The sequence below is a fragment of the Bremerella alba genome (assembly GCF_013618625.1).
Classification (GTDB): domain Bacteria; phylum Planctomycetota; class Planctomycetia; order Pirellulales; family Pirellulaceae; genus Bremerella; species Bremerella alba.
The window spans coordinates 1-21680 of sequence record NZ_JABRWO010000013.1 but is presented as its reverse complement, the minus strand read 5'-3'; the positions used below and the strand labels follow the sequence as shown (position 1 = coordinate 21680).

16 protein-coding genes are annotated in these 21680 nt (G+C 52.2%); 1 reads left to right on the top strand and 15 read right to left on the bottom strand.

The genetic code is table 11. The annotated features are described in order from the left end of the window. Positions 1 to 655: 655 nt before the first annotated feature. From csrA to HOV93_RS20795, 14 genes are all read right to left on the bottom strand, one after another. Positions 656 to 880: a carbon storage regulator CsrA gene (gene csrA, locus HOV93_RS20860; protein ID WP_105354695.1), complete on the bottom strand. Its 225-nt coding sequence runs from the start codon at positions 878 to 880 to the stop codon at positions 656 to 658. A gap of 210 nt (positions 881 to 1090) precedes the next feature. Beyond that, positions 1091 to 1531, bottom strand: coding sequence for a flagellar assembly protein FliW (gene fliW, locus HOV93_RS20855; RefSeq protein WP_207398486.1), 441 nt, complete (start codon positions 1529 to 1531; stop codon positions 1091 to 1093). A 117-nt stretch (positions 1532 to 1648) separates the two neighbouring features. Next, positions 1649 to 5386, bottom strand: coding sequence for a flagellar hook-associated protein FlgL (gene flgL, locus HOV93_RS20850; RefSeq protein WP_207398485.1), 3738 nt, complete (start codon positions 5384 to 5386; stop codon positions 1649 to 1651). Positions 5387 to 5455: 69 nt separating this feature from the next. Next, positions 5456 to 7156: a flagellar hook-associated protein FlgK gene (gene flgK, locus HOV93_RS20845; RefSeq protein WP_207398484.1), complete on the bottom strand. Its 1701-nt coding sequence runs from the start codon at positions 7154 to 7156 to the stop codon at positions 5456 to 5458. A gap of 39 nt (positions 7157 to 7195) precedes the next feature. Further along, positions 7196 to 7708 (bottom strand): flagellar export chaperone FlgN, encoded by a 513-nt coding sequence (gene flgN, locus HOV93_RS20840; RefSeq protein WP_207398483.1) that lies wholly within the window; start codon positions 7706 to 7708, stop codon positions 7196 to 7198. Positions 7709 to 7762: 54 nt separating this feature from the next. Beyond that, positions 7763 to 8188: a rod-binding protein gene (locus HOV93_RS20835; RefSeq protein WP_207398482.1), complete on the bottom strand. Its 426-nt coding sequence runs from the start codon at positions 8186 to 8188 to the stop codon at positions 7763 to 7765. Between the two features lie 20 nt (positions 8189 to 8208). Then, entirely contained in the window at positions 8209 to 9333 is a 1125-nt protein-coding gene (locus HOV93_RS20830; RefSeq protein WP_207398481.1) for a flagellar basal body P-ring protein FlgI, read from the bottom strand. Positions 9334 to 9378: 45 nt separating this feature from the next. Further along, positions 9379 to 10080: a flagellar basal body L-ring protein FlgH gene (locus HOV93_RS20825; protein ID WP_207398480.1), complete on the bottom strand. Its 702-nt coding sequence runs from the start codon at positions 10078 to 10080 to the stop codon at positions 9379 to 9381. Then, positions 10080 to 10976: a flagellar basal body P-ring formation chaperone FlgA gene (gene flgA / locus HOV93_RS20820; protein WP_207398479.1), complete on the bottom strand. Its 897-nt coding sequence runs from the start codon at positions 10974 to 10976 to the stop codon at positions 10080 to 10082. The genes HOV93_RS20825 and flgA overlap by 1 nt, the downstream gene beginning before the upstream one ends. A gap of 17 nt (positions 10977 to 10993) precedes the next feature. After that, positions 10994 to 11794, bottom strand: a complete 801-nt coding sequence (gene flgG / locus HOV93_RS20815; RefSeq protein WP_207398478.1) for a flagellar basal-body rod protein FlgG — start codon at positions 11792 to 11794, stop codon at positions 10994 to 10996. 52 nt (positions 11795 to 11846) lie between these two features. After that, entirely contained in the window at positions 11847 to 12614 is a 768-nt protein-coding gene (locus tag HOV93_RS20810) for a flagellar hook-basal body protein (protein WP_207398477.1), read from the bottom strand. Positions 12615 to 12853: 239 nt separating this feature from the next. Next, positions 12854 to 13792 carry a hydroxymethylbilane synthase gene (gene hemC, locus HOV93_RS20805; RefSeq protein ID WP_207398476.1) on the bottom strand — a complete coding sequence of 313 codons (939 nt, stop codon included), beginning with the start codon at positions 13790 to 13792 and terminating at the stop codon, positions 12854 to 12856. Positions 13793 to 14063: 271 nt separating this feature from the next. Next, positions 14064 to 15023, bottom strand: coding sequence for a DUF502 domain-containing protein (locus HOV93_RS20800; RefSeq protein ID WP_207398475.1), 960 nt, complete (start codon positions 15021 to 15023; stop codon positions 14064 to 14066). 204 nt (positions 15024 to 15227) lie between these two features. After that, the gene (locus HOV93_RS20795; protein ID WP_207398474.1) at positions 15228 to 15983 is read right to left on the bottom strand and encodes a ComF family protein; all 756 of its coding nucleotides are present in this window, start codon (positions 15981 to 15983) and stop codon (positions 15228 to 15230) included. A 188-nt stretch (positions 15984 to 16171) separates the two neighbouring features. Between HOV93_RS20795 and HOV93_RS20790 the strand changes: the two genes are divergently transcribed. Beyond that, positions 16172 to 17308, top strand: coding sequence for an LptF/LptG family permease (locus tag HOV93_RS20790; RefSeq protein WP_207398473.1), 1137 nt, complete (start codon positions 16172 to 16174; stop codon positions 17306 to 17308). Positions 17309 to 17335: 27 nt separating this feature from the next. Here HOV93_RS20790 and HOV93_RS20785 read toward each other — a convergent pair whose 3' ends face one another. Continuing rightward, the gene (locus tag HOV93_RS20785) at positions 17336 to 21577 is read right to left on the bottom strand and encodes an alpha-2-macroglobulin family protein (RefSeq protein ID WP_207398472.1); all 4242 of its coding nucleotides are present in this window, start codon (positions 21575 to 21577) and stop codon (positions 17336 to 17338) included. Positions 21578 to 21680 lie beyond the last annotated feature (103 nt).

Below are 21680 nucleotides of genomic sequence, written 5' to 3'. Positions count from 1 at the left end.
CAACCGAGACGGGGAGTCGTGACTCAGCTGGTGCGGCTGCAAAACGCAGCCCCGAAATATTGGGAACGAACGACTATCAATCTTGAGTTTGGCCACGTTTCGGTTCTACGAACTTCGTAGCCAACTTTGGCCTGCCCCCGTTGAACGCTTCATAATCCTAGCTAGCTACGTGGTCGGCGCAGCTTCCGTGAGGATTCCGAAACGTCTAAATGGGAAGATCGTCACACTTTGACACTAGCTTGAGATAAAGACATTCTTTTTCGTTGACATATGACTTGACCGAAGTTGTTTCCCTTGCCCATTCAGAACCATCTAACCAAACGCTACAACCAAACTGTGAGGATGCTTGTTATAGAGTGAGAGACGAGCGCCTAAGGACTTGTCAGAAAAGCTAAGATGCCCTGTTTTCCCGTGGTTTGAGTACGGGTAGCTAAGAACTGGCACTTGCTGATTGCTAGTGAGCGGGAGACACACTACGACGAGAAATATTTCGCCGAAAGTCCGCAGGGAGAGGAATCATGATCCGCAACGCCTTGCGGATTGCCGAAGATTGATTCAGCGCAAGGAGGGATTTGCTGCGCAGACTCATGCTAGGTGTAAGTGATTGGGAGGTCGCCTGACAGACGGATAGACGACCTCCGTATCGTGACCGCAACTATTTGCGGCCCTTCTTCATCATGGCCGTGTCTTCCGGCTGCATGCCAGAGGCCTGCATGTTCTCGCGTTTGATGGCCTCGTAGACTTCCTGGCGATGCACAGGAATGTCTTGAGGGGCAGCGATGCCAAGGCGAACTTTATCACCACGAATATCGACAATCGTGATGACAATATTGTCACCGATCATGATGCTTTCATCACGGTGCCTCGAGAGTACCAGCATCTCTGGCTCCTTCCTACTTTTATTTCAATCAGGTTATTGGGCTTGGTGTTTTTAGATTCCGTCCAGCCCCGAACAACTGCTTGGATGCAGTCGTTCGCCAGCAATGATAGCAGTGCATTGCTATGACTCGACGTGTTGAGTATCGGACACCTAGAGATACGGATTCACTTTTCAATCCGTGGATACTGTTCTGACGGCAAGTCCGGTTGTTCAAGCACTGCGACGCAAAGGGATTGTTTCAGTCGCAATGACATGCCGAAGCGGCTGTTCGTCAGTGGTAATCATCTGACGCCCGACCTGGAGCGAGAGATTTACTAAGAGGGGAGCTCTGAGGTTGACGGTAACCAAGCTGTCTTCGCGACTTACGATGACAAGCACAAAGGTCTCCATGCCGGCATCGATTTGCAGAGAACTGGCTTGTTCCGGGCTAATTCTGACTTTGTAAGACGGAATATATCGCCGTGGACTAACGACGGCGAAGGCGAGGCCTGGGTCTTCGAGCGACTGCAGCCAGCCAACGGATTCGTTGGATTCATCCGCCAGAATGGCCCACTTCGTATGATCGTCGAAACCGATCATGCCGTTTGGGAAGGTGATGATTTCATCTTGACGGATGTCGAGCTTGCCGAAGCGAGTGGTCTTAAACTCCATAGCCCCTGGCGTCCTTACGCGATCGTGACGGCGAAATGGTAATGGACGCGAAGATAACGCCCTATTCTCTCTATCGACTGAATGGTCGGAGGAATCCATAAAATCGTCAAAGTCAGACTAGATAAAATCCAGCAACGTTAATTGGTAGAGCTGGCCGGTCATTTGCAGCGATGCCTGGAATGATGCCTGTTTGGCGGTCATATCTGTAATGGCTTGGACGATATCAACGTCAATTTCTAATGAAAGATTGGTTTTCAATTCCAGGATCTCGTCTTCTCCACGAGCTTTCAGCACATCCACATGCTGATCTCGGGCACCCAGTTCGCCTCGGGTAAAGCTAAGCCGATCAATATCATCTTCTAGCAGACCGGCAATCCGCGAGACTTCCTGGACATTCTTGGAAGCGATGGCGTCCTTCAATCGCAGGAGCGAATTGAAGATGCCCTGGGTTTCCTGTGGGTTAACATTGCGACCTTGAAGCACTTCCGGACTTCCGCCTGTGGTAGTTCCGACAGTCCCCGCCACGTTGATAATGCCGCTTCCTGAGTTGGTCAGATCGTTTGTGAAGTTCAGCTGGGCATCGAAATCCCCTTGCTGGTCGATCGCGGCTATCACTTGGTTGGCTGTCGATACGCCAGCTTCGATTTGAACGGTTAGCGTCTTGGTAGCTGAATTAAAGACAGCGCTGGGAATACCACCAGAAAGCGAGTCTTCGAAGACAACCTGGACGTCGTTCATTCGCGTTCCCGGTGATTTGGCAACTAGGGAAAACGCGGTATTGAGGTGATTGGGCGAGGCGAATGAAATATCTGCGGAAGCTGCGGCCGAATCCGCCACCGGAGAACCACCGTTGGTCGTCGCAAGGACACCCGTTTGTGTGACGAGCCCGGTACCTGCGTTGGTAACATCTTCGGTCGCGTAGAGTTCTGCGTCGAATGTACCCTCGGCTTTGATTGCAGCGAGCACCGTATTGGTTGAAGTCAGCGTTGGATCGACATCGATTGTCAATTTTTGCGTCGCGGGATCGAAGGAGACGAGGGCTTCATTTCCGTTGGCTGAATTGTTGATGAACTCGATCTGAATGTTGTTGTAACTGGTGCCGGGGTCATTGGCCGTCAGTTTGAAGGCATTGTTGATGTTGTCTGGTTCTGCGAATTGAACGATTGCCGTGGCTGGCGAAGCGTCGGGCGAATCGGAGACGGTGGCTTCTGTCTGGCCGGCAGGAATCAGCCCCAAGTCAACGCCTGCGTGACTCAGCACGCCCTGTGAGACGGTGAGACGACCAAACCCAGGCGGATTGTCATCGATCAATTCGATTCCGTTACCAAACTCGGAAAGGCGTGCCGTCACCGTGTTGGGTTCATCCAAGTTGTTTGGATGATTGTTGATCAAGTTCAGTACGTCCCCAACGGTTTTCGCGGACGAGAGCTCGATCTGAAGTTCTACGCCGTCGTTGCGAGTGATCGTCAAGTCGGTGCCGTCGGTACCGGTTACCCCGCGCCCGTAGTTGAGATCGGAAAGACGTGTTTCTGTCGTAAAGCTTCGCAGGCCTAGCTGCGTCGCTGTTTGTCCCCCATTTTCTCCAATGGAGAAATCTCCACCACTCACGCTTGAGCGGACATTGATTCCATTTCCGCTGGAATTGATCTCGGCGACTAAGCCGGCACCACCTCCATTGAAAACATTCAGCAGATCCTCAACCGTTTTTACGTCGATGAAATCAAGCGTTGTGATGACTGATCCATTCTGAATTTGGATGCCAGACTCGCTGTCAAAGGTTGTTCCCGATCCACCTGAAGTTTGCCCGATTACCGTCGTGCTTATTGTGCCACTTGCGGTAAGGAACTCAGCAGTCGTATCTTTCGGATCAATGCTAGCGGTAAATTCTTCTGAGAAGTCGGTGTTGTTGTTGAGTGCCCGTATAAGATCATTCGCAGTCGTCGTTCCCGAAGAGACCTGAACAAAATAGGTGTCGATGTCACCACCGGTGTTTCCTGTATTGCCGATGGTGCCGGCGCTGGCAACATTCACCGAAGCGGTCAGGTTGAACGCCTCCCCTTTACCATTGTCCTTGGTAACGGAAAAGGTTCCATCGGCAGCAATCGCGTTGATAATCGATTGAACGGTCGTTTCGTTGTCGTCATCGATTTGAATCGTCAATCGACGCGTCGTTCCGTTGTCCGAGTAGCTCGCCGTTGCAGCATCACCAAGATCGTTGGACGCATCGATCACGATTTCAACGTCGTTGAATAGATCACCGGCTTGGTTCGCAATGAGCGTCAAGTCGTTGCCGCCCCCCACAAGCGGAAGCGATGCTCTAGCCTTTATCGCCTGCGTGGTTACGGTGGCTGTTGCAGCTTGTCCATCGTTGGCTGCGGTCACGACACTCGCAAGATTTAAGCCTTCGCCGGTATTGGCCTTGCCGACTGCAAAGCGTCCGTCGGTAGCAAAGGCGTTCATCAATGTCTGTAAGCTTGTCTCGTCACTGTCGTCGACCTGGACCGTAATCGTAGGCACACCGTCGACAAGCGTTGTCGGGCCGATTACGGCTGAATCTCCGATATCGTTGGTCGCATCGATTACGATTCTCGCGCCGTCCAGACTGCCGTCAGTTGAATTGGCGGTGAGCAGCAAGTCGTTGTCGGCTCCGTTTAGGTTCAAGGTAGCCTGGGGACGTAACAAGTCGGAACCCTTGGTTACGATTTCATTGCCGCGGGTAATACCGGTACCTGCTTTCAATAAGTCGTCGTCGATCAGCTGAATCTTGGTTCCGTTGAGTGATTCGCCGTTGGCATTGGCCTTAATGAGGATGTCGTTGTTATCACCAGGGTATTCAATGATCGCGTTTGATTTGGTGCCCAGCAGGTTTTCGACTTTAGTTGTCAACGTGACACGTGGGTTCAGGTATGCCCCGACGATTGGGTTGGTCAGATTGCCTTCGGTCTTGAGAATGCCCAACTGCGCCGCGACTCGACTGCCACCGAGTTCGCGGATTGTAAGGTTGCCACCTCCGGCATCATCGATATCGACAACAAGCCCTGTATCACTGATCCGGGCGGTCACACTACGACCCGCAGGCGGATTCGACTCTATCAGGCGAACGACGTCATTGAGTGTGTTCGCCTTGGTGATATCGATGGTAACCGGTGGCGAGAGCCCATCCGAAATTTGGAAGCTCCCTTGTTGGATCCCCTTTCCTTCCCGTAGATCAGAAAGCTTAGTCGAGCCGGTGACAATCGGATTCAGGTCGCCAATTCCTTTGACCTGTTGACTGATAGCGCCAAACGCTTCGTGACCGTTTACCGTCGTATCGAAGAGCAAGTCGATGTCGGCAAAGCTTTGCAGTCCAGTCGTATTGCCCAGATACTGAATCAGGCCATTATCAAGCGTCTGAAACGGCTTGGTTGTCGTATTCGATCCGGAAAATAGATATCGTCCGCGGAACTGCTGGTTGGCCAAGTCCATTAGTTGTTGGATGGCACGCTCGACTTGTTCTCCGGCTGCAGCGAGCTCTGTATCTGAAAATGTTGAATCGCTTAATTGAACGGCCAATCCCTTTACGTCGTTCAGTGTGGTCTGGACGTTTGCTAGTGCTACGTCCGTGGCGGAAAGATAGGATTGGCTGGTAATCAGGTTCGTTTGGATCTGCGTCTTCTGTTCCAACAGCGACTGCAGTGTGACACCACGTATCGCGGCTGGCGCGTCATCGCTCAAGGAAAGTACACGACGTCCGGTGCTCAACTGCGTTTGAAGTCGCAGTAAGTCGAGCTGATCGGCCGACATTTGGTTGGTGAGACGCTGCGACAGAAGATAGTCGCTCGTTCGACCTGTAGGTACCGGAATAATGCGTGTCATGGATATGTTTCCGTGGCCGCGAGGCTGAGATTTTACTCAGTATCAAGGACTCGCAGGCTGAGGCCTTCCTTACAGGTTGACCATAATCTCTAATAGTTCGTCTAGTGTGGCGATGATTCGCGAGGATGCCTGAAACTGACGTTGAAAGGTAATCATGCGGACAGCTTCCTCGTCGAGGTTGACGCCACTAACGCCGAGCTTTTGTCCTTCGAGCGTATCCTTGAATACGCGAAAACCCTCGGTGACTCCCCTCGTGACTGCGGAAGTTTGGGCTACTCCTCCAACTAAGCCTTTGTAAAACGATGCGACGGACGTACCGCTAAACGAGTCCAGTGCGCGATCGGAAAACGACGCAAGATCCAACGCATTGTCGGTGTCTTTGCCGATGCCTGATTTGCTGGCCGCGAATTTGGACGGATCACCACTTACCATTTCATTCACGCCCAGATCAGTGGCCGAAGACCCTGTGAAGAACGTGCCCAACCCCAATGCTGCTAACGCCCCGCTGGTATCATCTGCGAAAGCAAATTCAATGTTGGGTTGATCCGCTTCAATCTGAAGTTGGCCTTCTAGGCTGATCGAAGCGGACAGGCCATCTATTTCGTCGAATGCCGCTCTTAAATCTTCCAGCGAGGTATCGTCGTTCGTACCGTTGAGTTGTACGAAGATGTCGTGGGTTTCGGAGATGCCTGTCTGTCGATTGAGAAGCTTGACTTGGAACGAGCCATTTTCCGGAGTGAATGGGAGCCCGACTTGGTCGAGGGCATCGTCCCATTGATCGGCGTTGACAAAGTGTTCTGCTTCAATCGACTCGTAACCTGTAAGGCCTTGGCCACTACTGAAGACCTTGTTGAACTCAAAGGCGAACGACTTGGCGAAGTCGTCAAGCTGATTGAGAAAGTCTCCGAGAATGTGGTCGCGCGAATTTACCAGGCCCGCCAATCTGCCGGTATCGGTTTGAATAGGAGACTCAAAGTCGACAATTTTAATGTTTACGAAGTTGGTTCCATCCTGTGATTCTTCATCGGCGTAGACTTGTCGAGCGATCCCGTCGGTCACCAGGTATTCACCCCCAGCGAAAACTGAGACGGAACCGTTTTCCTGCTCCACGGCTCGAATGCCAATCAACTCGGAGAGTTCAGTTAGCTTTCGTTGTCGTTGATCGCGGAGGCCGACTGCATCACTTTGAGTGACGCCCCCTTCCATGACCGTAATTTTTCCATTGAGATCAGCGATGTCTGTCAGTAGGCCATTGATTGTTCCGGCCGCATCACGGATCCGATCATTCGTGTCGAGTTGAACCTGGCGGACACGTTCATAAAGCCGAGAGATATCGTCCGCTAGCGTTTCACCACGAAGAATGGTCAAGTTGCGAACGCCTAAATCCTCCGGCTGATTAAGGATATCGTTGATCGAACCAAAGAAGTTGTTGAGCGATGTGCTGAGGTCTGTGTCACTCAACTCGCCGATAAGTGCATCGAGTTGCGTGAACGTGTTTTCCTCGGCTTCTCCTTTGGCGAGATCGCTGCGTGAACCACGCAGGCGTTCTTCGAGGAAGTGGTCGACCTGTTGAACGATCGCCTCGACCTGAACTCCCAGCCCAAGCCGCAGGTTGCCGACGGCCTGGGTTGGCGCAGGCGTGTAGATCACACGCTGGCGAAGGTAGTCCGGCGTGTTGACATTGGCGATATTATTCCCTGTCACTTGCAGCCCAACCTGGGCTGCTTGCAGGGAATTATTCGCTTGTTGTAGAGAGCTGAATAGAGACATAGTTGTTTTACCTCGTTAGGCGAGCTGCGCTAGCACGTCCTAAGCGTCCTGGTCCACCAAGGTTCCACCCTGATTCGAGGCATTCTCCGCTTCATATGTCGGTTTAAGTTTCCCTCCGGTCGCAATGATTTGTAGCAATTGCGAGAGATGTAGCACGGTTTGTTGGGCTAGCACGAAATTAGTCAACGTTTCGTTCTGTATATGACGCATCGCATCTTTCGCGGTGTGTGCTTTTGCCGCAAGTTCGCCAGATTGATCTTCGTCGAGTGCTTTCGCTAGCGAGTGCATGCTATCGGCTGGTAAGCCCTTGCCTTGGGCATCGGCCAAGAGCATCTGGCGCGAATCGCGAAGTTGATCAAGCCTCTCAAGCAGTGCCTGTTCACTAACCATGGTTTGCTCCATGGCTTCCAAGTCATTGGCAACCATTTGCTCACGTTTACGATGTAGGACGTTCAGCAAGTCGGCCTGGACGTCTGAAAGTTCCAGCAGAAAGGTCGCCGTCTCGTTTTCGAGATTAAGAGGCGGTGATGAATGTTCTGCAGTGGAAGGCATTTGCAAAGTCATGTCGATCAAAACCACTTGCTTGAGAGTGGGGAATGTTCTGAATTAAATAGAGATATCCAGCTGCGACAAGGCAGCCGAACTCGTTTCATTGTCTTGGTTTTTATTTTGCTGCTGCAGAGCACCAAGTTGCTTGATGGCCTGCTCAGCTTCGTCTTCGCTTACATACGAGGAAAGCTCGGAAGCCTCGTGTCGATTGCCCATGTTAGCGGTGAAAAGCTCGAACATCGGCTGGGAAATTTGCTCGGCACTCGCGTCGGAAATCTTCTCGACCATTAACTGATCTAACTGTGACTGAAAGACTTCCTCGGCGCGACCACCATGAAGGTAGGCCGGTTTGCCGAGAGACTCTCGCATGCTCTTAAGCATCTGTCCGAACATCGATTCGCCAACGAACTGGTCGAACTTCTCGCGCAGTTCGCCTTGGGGGGCCGCTGCGCCGGATGCTGAAGTTAGCGTATTGACGTTCATGGGATCGACTTTATTAGTGATTAGTTGACGTAAATCAGCTCGCCGTACACTTTGCCTTGATGATGCAAAGCTTCGACAATATCGATGATGTCGGTCGCTGGAACTTTTAGTGTCGTCAGGGCGTCTTCCAGGTCTTTCAGGCGTGTCGCGTACTGCTTCTGTGTGTCGATGGTGACAAACTTCGAGGCTTCCGGATTGGCCGTTTCGACCTTGATGCCGTTATGATTGATCACGACAGGGCCGATCTCGACATCACTGCCAATCACGATCAGCTTTTGATGTTTATTGATGACGACCTTGTTGTTCAGCAGGCTATCAACGATTGGGGTTTCCATCAGAATGGAAAGAAAGAAAACTGGTTCTTCCTTATATTGAGGAGGAATCGAGATCACGATCGTCTTCTGGTCCAACGCCTTGGCGATCTGACCGCTTGTTCCTCGGCTAATGTTTTGCTCCAGGTTATTCACTCCGAAGACAATTTCCTGAGCCATCCGCCAGTCTTTGTGTCCTTCATTGATTACCAAGTAGATCTTTCCGTCCTGGGTAACGAACGGGTTGCGAATCGCCTGTTCGATACGACAGCCTTTCATAACGTAGCCACGCGTGGGAATGGCTTTCGTGGCCAGTTCGACGGGGCCACTTGCTAGTGCCCAAACGGTTTTGTCATGGGGGTTAGGGCCTTGCAAAGTTGAGATTGCCAGTGTGCCGCCTGCCAGGCTTTTAGCTCCCAGAGAGCTAACTTCGCAGTCGATGAAGTCCCCTTCCTCGGCACCCTCGGCAGGAACATCCGCACGGACGAGAACCAAGGCCATATTTTTGATGTTCTTCAATTCCTCCGGCAAGAATTCGCCACCCGGGCCGCTACCAGAGTTGTTGCCCATGTGCTTGAGCATCAACGATAATGCACGGTGTGTGGGAGTCAGATCCGAATCTCCGGTTCCCTTCAAGCCAACCACCAAGCCGACTCCTTGCAAGTAGTTGCCTTCTTGACCCTTTACCCGAACAAAGTCAGATAGCGGGCGATTGATTTGGAATCGCTGCGAGTCAATCGAGCTGTACTGTGTACGAGAAACCTGGGCTTCAACCGAGGCTCCGGCAAGTACCAGTAAAGCGAAGATTGTCAGGGATGCGAGTTTTGGAATCATTTGAATATTTCTGATGACGTTATGAACTGGATAATAAGGCGTCTCTTAGAACCAGTGAACTTTATCCCAAAGTGTTAGAAGCCAACCGCGGCGATAAGCATCACGGACCGAGCCGTGATCTTCCTTCGTGATCGTCAGGTCGGCCAAGTGTTCGCTTAACACCGTATTGTTCGGGTTGATGTCTTCAGTGCGGCAGACTCCCCGCAGGTGATAGACCCAGATCTCGTCATTGACGGTGATCGTCTTACGGGCTTCCAGCTTGAGTGTGCCGTTCGGCAAAATCTCTTGAACTTCAGCGGCGATGGTGAACTTCAGGCCCTCGGACGTTTCCATCTCTGCTTCCGACTTGAGACGCTGGTTGAGCGTGCCGGTGATTCTTGGATCGCCTTCTGCTTGAACCGCAGGCTTGATCGAGTTAATGCCATCCAGGCGAATCCAATCGGTAAGAATGGCCGCGTATTGGCCGGTCTTCTTGCGATCGATTTCGCCGTCGGAGAAGGCCTGTGCTCGTTCGTCGACGCGGATATGGATCAAGTCGTGGATTTGCACTTCGCGAGGCGGAGGCAATTCGCGGTGCATCCAGCTAAGGTCTTTTGTGGTGCCGTTGTAGGGCATGCCTTGGGCGATTTGTCCTTCGGGCATGTTGCGCCGTCCGAGACTCGAAACGGGCCCACCTTGTTGAGCAACCAGGACGTCACTCATGACGGCCAATTGCAGCAGTACTAAGCATGCGATAGGAAGTTTCATCAGTTGATCTCCGGTTGCGGCAACGCCATTAATGGTTTCGAGGTAGGCACCTTCACGTGGCCGCCCAGGACAATCGCTTCCCCGGGACCAGTGACTTGTGCTTGAAATCGCTCCACTTGGCGAGCACGGCCGTAGTGTTTTGGTTCGATGGGTTGGACTTCGACCAGTTCCCGCACACCAGCATCGTTAAGGGCCAGCATCTCTCGTCGTACTACCACATTGCCCGCATGTGCGTAGACCGTGACTACATCGTTACGATGAACAATGATCGGCTCGCGAATGTCTTTGGCGGAAACCGGCAGATCAGCGGAGATAGTCCGAGTCGCTTCTTTTCCAACCACGTTATGTAGTGCGGAAGGGTAGGAGTCGTCACGGCGAATGACGGTCAGTTCGCGAAGTTCAACGTCGCTTGCCTGAATGACTTCACCCCGGCGGACGTTTCTCACGACATGAGCAACGGTCATGATCTCTAGGGGGCGATCGCCAACAACCTGGCCACCGAAAGTTCGACGTGGAGTTCTCTTGGCAGTGACGGCGGCATTCTCAATCGTTTCTTCGATGGAAGCGGCTTCCATGCGAACTCGGTTCGAGCCTGTGACAGCGACTTTATCACTTGAAATTCCACGAGCGGCCAAGATGGAGCGAATGTCGTTGATGGTCAAGTAAGTTGAATGATCCTTGCCTGGAGCTGGCATCAACTCCATGTCAGTCAGTTCTTCACGAAGATTACTATCTTGAACTTCGATATCAGCCACATCGCCTAAGCGGACCAACGGCCCACCGATCATGGAGGAGCTTTTCAGCACGACCTGACTGGACTGAGCCATTGCCGCTGTGGAAATGACTAAGGCCACCATGATGCTGAGAAGGGAACGAATTAAAGTCGCAATCGTCATGATTCTAAGTGCGGATCCTATCGACGTAGGTTCGAGATGAGTTGCAAGATCTGATCGCCGGCTTGAATCGTCTGCGAGTTCAACTCAAAGGATCGCTGGGTCGTGATCAGGTCGATCAACTCTTGAACTGGTTCGACATTCGAGGCTTCCAGCATCCCTTTACGAACTTGACCCAATCCATTGGTTTGGGGATTGCCGGTAATGGGGGCACTTGAAGCGCCCGTTTCGGCGTAAAGGTTTTCACCCAGTTTCAGAAGGCCTTCCGGGTTGATGAACGTTGCCAACTGAATTTGGCCAATTTCGTTCAAAGTAGTTGACCCAGGCTGCTGGACTGAAACGATACCGTCGGGACTGACTTCGACTGCTGTGGCGTCTTGGGGAATAACGATCGCCGGCTCGATAGGGCGACCGATGCCTGCCGACCCGGTAACCACTTGACCATTGGCGTTGACAGAAAAATTTCCTGCCCGGGTGTAGTAGATCTCACCGCTCGGATCGAGAACTTGAAAGAACCCTTCTCCTTCGACCAGCATATCGAGTGGTCGGTCGGTGCTGGTGAACGAGCCCTGGTCGAAATCGGTTTGGACGCTGGAAACGCGGACGCCGAGGCCGACGTCAGTACCGGTTGGTGTCAGGTTGCCGGTCGAGTCTGGATTACCAGGGAGAACTTCATGATTGTAGAACAGGTCCTCGAAGTTGGCTCGATCTTTCTTAAACCCGGTCGTGTTCACGTTGGCCAGGTTATTGGCGATGACGTCGAGCTTTGTTTGCATCGACTGCATGCCAGTGGCTGCGGTGTATAGAGTTTGAACACTCATGGCTTACTTCCTTGTTCGCCTTCAAATTCGCGTGTGTGATACGAGGGGGATATTAGGTTTGTCGCAGGACGCGGCCAAGCAAATTGCCTAGGGCTTCATCTTGCGATTTGATCATGTTGATATTGGATTCGTAGGCTCGGGTTGTTTCGATCATGGCCATCATTTCCGTAATGGGATTGGCGGAAGATCGTTCGAGCATGCCAGGAGCAGCACTGCGTTGCTCTTCTGGAAGTTGCTCGACAGGACCGAGCGAACGAAAAAAGTTTTTTCCGAACTTCACGAGGTCGGCATTCGATTCTGGCATAGCAATGGCCAAAGGAATGGCTTCGCCGCCAATCACCGCTTCGCCGCGTTCGTTGAAGTATTCACCGCTATGAACGGCCTTCGCTTCTGGATCGACTTGGACAGGGTCACCGTCGCTGGACAACACCGGATACCCTTCTTGCGTCGTAAGACGTCCATCAGGGGAAAATACAAAGTTGCCACCGCGAGTCAGCATGACCTGATCGCCATGTTGAATCTGGAAATATCCTTCTCCGCGGATAGCAATGTCGTCGCGGTTGCCAGTCGGAGTAATGGGGCCAGGCTTGAAGTTGGTTTGTGTATCACGAACCATCACCCCGCCGCCAATATTGTTGATGGTGCCGTTACCAGGCGAATCGAGATGTTGGTTGATGGCTTCCGAATCGCGAGCTTCGAGGATCGCAAATTCGTTTTTGAACCCTGGTGTGTCGACGTTGGCCAAGTTATTCGCAATCACTTCTAAACGCCGTGATTGAGCTTGAGCCCCTTCTGCCGAAATATACAGGCCATAAACCATGGTGAATCTTTAGTCTGAAACATGCCCCCCCGGACACGCTCTTTTCAAAGGCAATGTGCGTGCCAAAGATCCACCGCCATGGGAAAAAAGTTCTGCGGTTGTTCTAAGTTAGGTAATGAGCGAGAGATACTTGCCTGATAGCAATACCCGCCAGCATGGCGGAAAGAAATTCCGAAGGCCCGGCAACCGGAAAAAGCTGCCGGGCTTGGTCGGCAAAGATTGCGGAAGGCGGCAAAAACTTAACCGCGTCCGCCCGAGGTTCTCGCATAGCTGATGATACGCTGAGCGCCTTGAATGATAAGCTGCGAAGCAACCTGACGTCCGATTTCAGCGGCTTTGGTTGGCGGTCCGCAGGCGTAAGCAGAAATCTTCTGAACGCCATCTCCGCTGATCACCACTCCATCAAGATGCAGAAGATCGCGTCCAATTTCGAGTCTTGCCCAGGCACCAACCGGGGCAAGGCATCCACCACGTAGTTCTGCTAGCAGTACTCGTTCGGCTTGGACACACTGATAGCTATCTGGGTGATGTAGAACGCCGACGGCTGTTTTGGCTCGTTGATCAGAATCGCGGACTTCAATTCCCAATGCTCCTTGCCCAACGGCAGGCAACATGACGCGTTTGTCGATCACGTGAACGATTCGATCGGCCATTTCCAAGCGGCGGAGGCCAGCTTCGGCCAAGACGATGGCGTCGTACTCGCCTTCGTCCATTTTTCGAAGACGCGTCTCGACATTGCCTCGAATATCGCGAATTTCCAGGTCGGGTCGGGCATGCAGAAGCTGGGCACGCCGACGAACGCTGCCTGTGCCTATAATCGCCCCTTGAGGAAGTGAATCTACATGAAATCCACCTCTGGAGACGAGCACGTCACCGCAAGCTTCGCGCGAGGGAATCGCCGCCAATGCAAGGCGAGGAGTTGGATCGGTGGGAAGATCCTTCAGGCTATGAACAGCCACATCGACCCGATTTTCCAGAAGAGCCGCTTGGATCTCTTTGGTGAACAGGCCTTGGCCGCCAATTTCGCCAAGTGGCCCCGAAGTGACATCGCCTTTGGTCGAGACATGAACGACTTCAACGGACTGACCGCTTCGCTTAAGTTCTTCGGCAACCCAATGGGCTTGCCATAAAGCTAAGGGACTGCTGCGCGTACCGATGCGGAGAGGCTCACCATTCATACGTGCTGTTTCGTTCCATGAATCGAAGGCGGGATGAGATGGGGGTCGCCTGACCCAGATGAAAAATTGGGTTGAGGCTGACGTCTTTATTGACGATCTGAGACTTTTTGCTATCCAGACCGACAGGGCCTATCACGCTTAAGTGATTAGGCTGGCTAAAGAACTGAACGACTCATTAGCATACAAAACAAATGAGCGTTAGGGGAGTTGGGGTGTCCGTAAAAGCGAATATTCGCCAAAACGGATCGTTCGGTGTATCAAAAACGAACAATTATCCATTGCCCTGCTGTGGTTCGTCCACGGAGTCCTGCTTTTCTTTTTCTTTCAAGCGAGCTTGAATCTGGCCCGCGACCGGAGACGCTTGAGTTTGTTGTTGCGGAGGGACGACAACGCCGCAACTAACAATGAACTGAAATGCTTGATCCAGGGTGATATTCAGTTCGATCGTTTCACTCTTTTTGGCGTTAATGGTAAAACCAGTAGCAGGCATCGGCGAGGTCGGTATAAGAATCGTAATGACAGGCTCGCCAGCCTTATCTTTAATATCGAGCAAGCTCTCACTGGTTACAAAGCCAAGAGACCACATCCCCTTACGTGGATACTCAACCGCGACCACTCGGGTGAACTGAATTTCTTGTTCGTTTAACAAGAAGTCGGTGACTTGTTTTACAGAGCCGTAGACGTTTCGAATGATTGGCAGTCTCTGCATGACATGCCGTTCAGAGGCGTTCCAGATCATCCGCCCTAAGCCCCCAGCCAGGAATTTCCCGGTAAAATAGAGAGCTAGCAAACAGATAGCGAAAAGGGAAGGAATCGTAAGCTCACGCTTCAGCCAGCGATATTGAACGTACTGCTCGTACACACCGTAGCCCGATGCAGGCATCGGTTGGTCGTGAAGATGTTCGTAAACGAAGTTGTAGATCTTTTCCGGGACCCACTGGCCGTTGGCGGTCTTGCGATAGATTTCCGAGTCGTACTCGGCCCGGGTCTCTTCGGGAGCGACATTGGGAAGTTCGCGATGAACATCTTGAATGACCCAGGCAATGGTAGAACGGGCCGTCGTTTCAATCGGGGCGAGTATGTAGCTTTGGATCGTCGTAAAGATCCAAATGAAGATGACGATCGTTAGCAGCGGAGGAGCGGCAATGGCCAAGCCTCGCAGGACTGCGCGGCGAAACATATAAAACCCGCCCACTTTTTTCGGATCGGTCTTCGTCAATTCACTGGCCATGGGGGGTACCTTGTCGTCTTGTTCTCGCGCAAGACGTCATTCAGGTCTGGGTGGAAGCTCATCCTTGATAGGGCAATTCCTGCTATTTTCTCCAGTACGACATAGCTAGTCGTGTGGATGCTCTCCTTCTTGCTTCGATCCTTTCTACGCGAAGGAAACAGTCAATCCGGTTGCATTTTCATGAATTTTGTCCCCATTGTCCGCTTAAACGTTAAGGTACTGGGGAATGGAACGCGCAACGATTGCGACGCGGATATCCGAAGCTCCGACCTTATGAAGAATGCGAGCAAGCTCAACCAGCGTTGCACCGGTCGTCATAATGTCGTCTACCAGCACAATCGGACGATCCGGCAAGACTGTCCCTTTTACGGCAAACGCATTGCGTACATTTTTCTTTCTAGCGGATATTGGCAACTCGCTTTGCTTGGCCAAGCGACGCTGGCAGTAGACGAGTCTGCGGTATGGCCAACTTGTTTTGTGAGCAATGGATTTAGCCAAGATTGAAGCCGTATCGGTACCGCGTCGGATCCGACGCATCCAATGCATGGGGACAGGGACGATCCACGGTTCGATCTCAGTACGATTTTCTAGTTCACTGGCCAGTAGTTGTCCCAAATCCCATGCTGCTGCCCTACCTCGGCTGCTTTTAGCTGAAAGCACCGCGTCGCCCAGTAATCCTTCGTAGTTGCCTATTGAAGAGACTTCAGCGAATGGTAGTTTTAGGTGATGGCATGCCGGGCAATCATCCGAAGGAAGCGAGTTCGCATGTGATAGCACGGCCGAGCAGCGGAAGCATTTCTTGGCCCCCGTGCGTTCCCGCTCGCAAGACGGGCAGAGAACTTTAGGGTTTCGGTACTCGACGACTTCATCGGAGCATAGGCAGCAACAGCCAGGTAGGAAGAGCCCTGCCAAAGTTCGTCCGATGTCGCAAACCGCGCTAGAGATGGAATTCTGAGGCATGGAATTTGATCTCGGAACGCCGAAAACGGGACAGGCACTACTTACTAGCAGCTGATTTTATCTGTTCTGTGAGGCTTGCCGTCAAACGAATCGAGACATTTCGTCTTTGGGGAATGACCCATAATCGGTATAAATCGCCTCCATCTATACAACGCCCTTGCTAGCAAACCGGCCGGAAGGCCCTACCTATGTTGCTGATCGACCGTTACCTACTGACTCAGTTTCTCAAGTCGTTTCTGATTTTCTTTATCAGTTTCACGGGACTGTTCATCGTCATCGATTCATTCAACAACTTAGACGAGTTTCTCAAGTACGGCGACCAAACTGGAAGCACGTTTGGTGTTCTGTGGGAATACTACAGTCCGCGTGTGTTTACCTTCTTTGGAATGACCAGCGGGATCCTGACACTAATTTCGGCGATGTTTACGGTAACTTGGTTACAGCGTCATAATGAAATGACGGCCTTGATGGCGGCAGGTATTTCCCAGGCTCGTATCGTACGCCCCGTGATTATTGCAGTGATCGTGATTGCCATTTTGGGTGTTCTGAATCGCGAACTTCTTATTCCCCAATACATGGATCGCCTGACGCGAAATGCCCAGGACTGGCTCGGTGAATCAAAAAAGACCTTCCAGCCTAAGTTCGATAACCGGACCGGCGTCCTTCTAAACGGTGCTGCGACAGTTGCCAGTGATTCACGAATTGAGTCGCCCACTTTCCGGCTCGATCAAAACTACGAAGGTATCGGAAACCAGATCAACGGCGAGAATGCTTTTTATCAAGTCGCGACAGCAGATCATCCCAGTGGGTTTCTTATCGAAAACCTGACCAAGCCGGCATCGACCGAAGGGGTTTCTTCGGTCGACTTCGAGGGGACTCCGCTTGTCCTCATGCCGGTCGATCACGACTGGCTCGAGCCCAATCAGTGCTTTCTGGCAACTGAGCTTACCTTCGAGCAACTTACAGCCAGTAGCCAGTGGCGAGACTACGCTTCTACGTACGATTTGATTGCCACGCTTAGCAATCGGAGTCTCGATGTGGGGGCCGACGTTCGTACCGAGATCCATAGCCGAATTGTGCAGCCATTTCTCGATATCACGCTGCTGTTTCTGGGATTGCCAATCATCCTGCGAAAAGAGAATCGCAACATCTTTATTGCAATCGGCTATTGCCTATTGCTGGTGATGTGCTTTTACGCAGTCACGTTGGTCTGCAAGGCGATGGGAGCGACTTCGTGGATTCGCCCGACGTCCCTAGCGGCATTCATTCCGCTGATCATATTCGTACCGATCGCCACAGCCATGGCGGCACCGCTTCGCGACTAGGTGAAGCAGTGCCACAAAGTGCGATGATTAGAACTTGAAGTTCTTGATGCCGCCTTTGACGTCGTTGCGATAGAATCGATCCAGGTTTCGGCGTTGCTCCTGCTGAATTACGCTGTTGCCGGATTGAATGCCCTCAAGCAGTTCCTGCTTGGCATCCGTTTGGTTCATCGGTGCTTGCTGACCTTGCTGTTGCTGAGTTTCTGATTGCCTCGTACTACGCCGATTAAGTTCCTCTGGTGTAAGAGCCAAGTCAGTAGTTCCACGGAAGAACGCATACTCTCCTTTTTCAGCTTGGGCGATAACTGTACTACGTCCTCGTATGCCATCGCCTACGAAGATCCCACGGAGATCCGTATCGCCGGAAACGAAATCGGAGTTGCTCGTGCCGATAACTTTGACATGTACATCATCGACGTAGGTGTCTTTCATCTTGTTCTTCACGGTGACCCGAACGCGTCCCGATACCAGATCTTCGTTAACGTCGAGTTTCAATGGACTGATGAGCACCAATCCGCTGGCGTGAAGGTTATCAGCTCGAGCAACAATCAGGTACGCTCCTTCGTCCTCCAGAGGCAGGGGAACGTTCTTTTGCTTGTCCTGATAGTCCTTGCCGTCGCCCAGTTCGATGGTCGTTTCGTGTAACGGTTGGATACCGGCGAGGTTTATTGTGGTGATCTTTTGGAGGTTTCGTTGTAACAAACCGAACTTCATAAGATCGATACGATAGACCTTAATTTCGCAGTCTTTTACATTGCGATAGTCCAGAGCCAGTTGCACCTTTTCTTTAGGCAGGAAACTGGTGACTTCCTCTAAGGAGATCGCTTGTCGAGTGAAATAGTTAATGGCCTGGGCCGCATCCACAAAACGATCTTTCACTTCCGAATAGTTGGCAATTGCCTTGGCGGCTTGATTCAAGGAGTGGTGAATCTGCCCCATAATATAGATGGCTCGCCAACGATTCTGAGCGGCAACAGTGTTCGAGGTTCGCTGCGAAGTCGGCACACTCTTCGCGACTTTATCCGACATCTCCAGAGCCTGTTTCGGCTCGCTCAGTGCGAAGTGGCAAAATGCCGTCAAATACCAATAGCTGCTTAAGTGATCGCTTTTGGGGTAACGATCCGTATATTTCTTACAAAGTTTGATCGTCTGCTCGTACTGTTCGAGTTCGGTCATCCCTGATGCTAATGCAAATGCGGCCTCATCTGCGGAAGGATCGTCGGGATGAGTTGTCAGGAACTGCTCGAGCATTTGGAGCGATTTTTTCAGGAAGTGAACCTTCGTTAATTTCAAGTTCTTTCCTTCTCGAGACGCGGCGGCTTGCGCCGCATTTCCGTACACATCGGTTGCCAGCGCGTACTCAGCAATCGCTGTGTAGGCTTCCTGGGGAGAGTCCTTCAGAAGGTCTTCCATGACTTTGATACTGCGAATGACTTCGCCTTGATCGACCAAGAACCCAGCGACTTGGCTTTCCACCATGAAGTTGGCTTCAACTGTTGCTCGGAAGACCAGGTAACTACGTTCGTATTCGCCTAGTTCGTTATAAGCGTCCCCAACTTTCAATAACTTGGCGAAGGGGATTTGTTCGTCCGGGAACTTCTCGATCAGCAATTCGAAGAACTTGACCGCTTCTGCCGAGTGATTGGCTTGAAGATGAATGTCAAATAGCATCTTGGTCGTTTCACGGAATGGATTGTTGTCGAGCGACCAGTTGCTGAACAATTCCGTTAAGTGAACCTCGGCACCGGCGAGGTCGCCTTTGTCGAACTTGCGGCGTCCAAGTTCGTAGAGTTCCTGCGGTGTAAGTTGGTATTTATCACCACTTTCTTCGCCACTGGCGAGAACTATAAGCGACTTAGACTTACCCACTGCAAGACTTTCGGGGCGGTAAACATCTTGAGCCAACGTGGGGCCGGTGTAGTAGCTGCCCGGCTGAATGCCGACCAACTCGTATTTGAGATAACGCGAACTGCGGCTCGGTCCTAAGTAAAATAAGATGTAGCCTGGGTGAAGCTCGTAACGTTCGAAGCTTCCGCTGATCGAACTTGGATCGACCGTCGTCCCTGCGGGAATAGGTTCGGTGACGACCAGGTATTCCATCTGCTGTTCTTCTTCGTCATTGCGGACGTTACTGCGATAGATGTTGACGCGTACCTGACCTCGTTCGCCGGAGGGTAACTCGGTGAGTTCATTCCGGAACGATTGGTAACTACCATTGACGACACCAAATCCGCGGGGAATCTCCTCTCCGTCGAATCGCAGCGGAGCTGGGTCGTAGTAGCGCCGTACATACCATCGCGAGGTATTCGTCTCAAGCTTGTCGAGAGGAACATCCGCCGACAGTTCGCAGCGATAGGTGAACTCACCTCGTCCAGTCAATTGAAATCGAACGGTCTCCTGTTTCTCTCGCTTCAGGAAATCGGCCGGAATATCAATGGTTTGAGTCAGGCTATTCGCGTCAATCTTTAGAGTCTCTACCTGGCGGTCATTGATCAAGATGGCCAATTGGTAGTCGTCGGCCGCTAACGCTTGACCGGCGGTCCAGCCGCAGGTTGCGATCATGGCAGGTCCGGTAGCCTTGTCCGGTTGCCAACGATGACCACTGCGAGCCTGGAGAACTTGCTTGGCTACTTTCGTCATCTCAGGTGATTTAGGCTGAGTTGCCAAAAGGCACAACGCGTACAGGGCTTGGGACTCGACATTCGAACTATTCCAGCCCGAGATTCCCTGCTGGCCGATCTTGTTCTTAACTAGGTCTGTCAATTCTCGGGCCGTATCGCTGCGGTTCATCTCTGCAAACGTTAGCGCCAGATAAGCGCAGCCAGAAGCGGTGAGTGATTGTCGATTGCGATGCAATTGATTGGCTAACGAGAAATCGCCGCTATTTGCAATCGTCAAGGCATGCAGCAAGGTCGCCTTGCTGTCATAGTCGCCAACCGGAAGTTTGGGGATCTCATTCTTAACCGCATGGACCGACTTTTGGATTAGATCGATATCGATGCGATGTCCCGCCTTGCGAGCGGCAGCGAGCGCCCAAAGAGCGCGGGCTGTCGAGTAGCGATTGGTTGCTGTTAGTGAACCACTCCAACTGAATCCACCATTGTCGTTTTGCATGACGATTAAGGAAGCGATCGCGGAGTCGACCTTTGATTTCACCGTATCCAGTGAGGGGCCGCCTTGGCCTGGGCTTTGTTTCAGTAGACTTTCTAAGGCGATGCCGGCGAGGATATCGCTCGTCAGCGTGTCGATCGGTGTCGCCGAGATGGTGCCACATCGATAGAGCGGCACGACCGGAGGATCCAGTACGCTCATGAGGTCGGAACGCACATTAGGGCCGATCACAATACTCAGCGTGGGGTTCTCCCAAGGCATTCCTTCTGGATACTTGGCCACCGCTGTCATGTCACTGGAAGCCTGGCCTGCGGCCGAACGGACAACGCGATAGCTGCGGTGGCGGATCGGCACCGACTGTCGCTGCACATCGGCCATGTCGCCAGCGCGAACTTCTAAGCGAAGTTCGGCCACGGCTGGATCGGCATTTTTTACCGAGGCGGGATCAATCTTCAAAGGTATGAGTAGATCACGCTCGGTTTCTTGCTTGAAGTCGATTGTTTTCTTTTGGGTGACTGTCTTGTCACCGATGCTGATTTCAAGTGTCAGTTCGACCTTGCCAGGCTCGCCGTTTGTCTTGAAGACTCGGACTGGAATTTGGATTGTGTCTCCACTTTGAAACGCCATCGGTAAGGTTAAGTCAGCGAACAAAGGCTTGGTAACCGTCAGTTCAGCTTCCGCCTCACCGGCCAATGTTTCAACAGTGATACCTTTGGAAAGCAGTTTCCATGTGGTCGAATTGGGTGGCAGTGTAATATCAACACTGGCCAAACCTTGGTCGTCGGTGACTAGGTTAGGTGACCAGAACGCCGTTTCTTGTGGTGGTAATCCGGGCAGCAAGAGGTCGCCATTTTTCGCGGCTTCGTCGACCAGAGCGAATAAGAACTCTTGGTTTGCCTTACCCCGATCGGTTACCTGAATGGCTCGGTTCGAGTAACGCCCACGGGCATCGAGAACTTGAAGGCCGAGATTGGCATTCCCCTGAGAATCGTAATACCAACTGCGCTGCTGGAACGTCGACATGTCGTCCCATCGCATCTGATTGGCTCCCCAGCCGAGTTGTTGCTCGCCAAGTTGCGAGTCGAACATGGCCCGTTGCCCAGGAGCCAACTTTTTGCCAGCTTCCTTCTCGATAGAAAGACCGTCAACTCGTTGCCGCATTGGTTTTAGGGCCGGTGTGACCTGAGGTTCTCCCCCCGATGCATTCGGCTGGGCAAAACTAGGGCGTCTTGTTGCGCCACCGAATCCACCTCCACCTCCACCT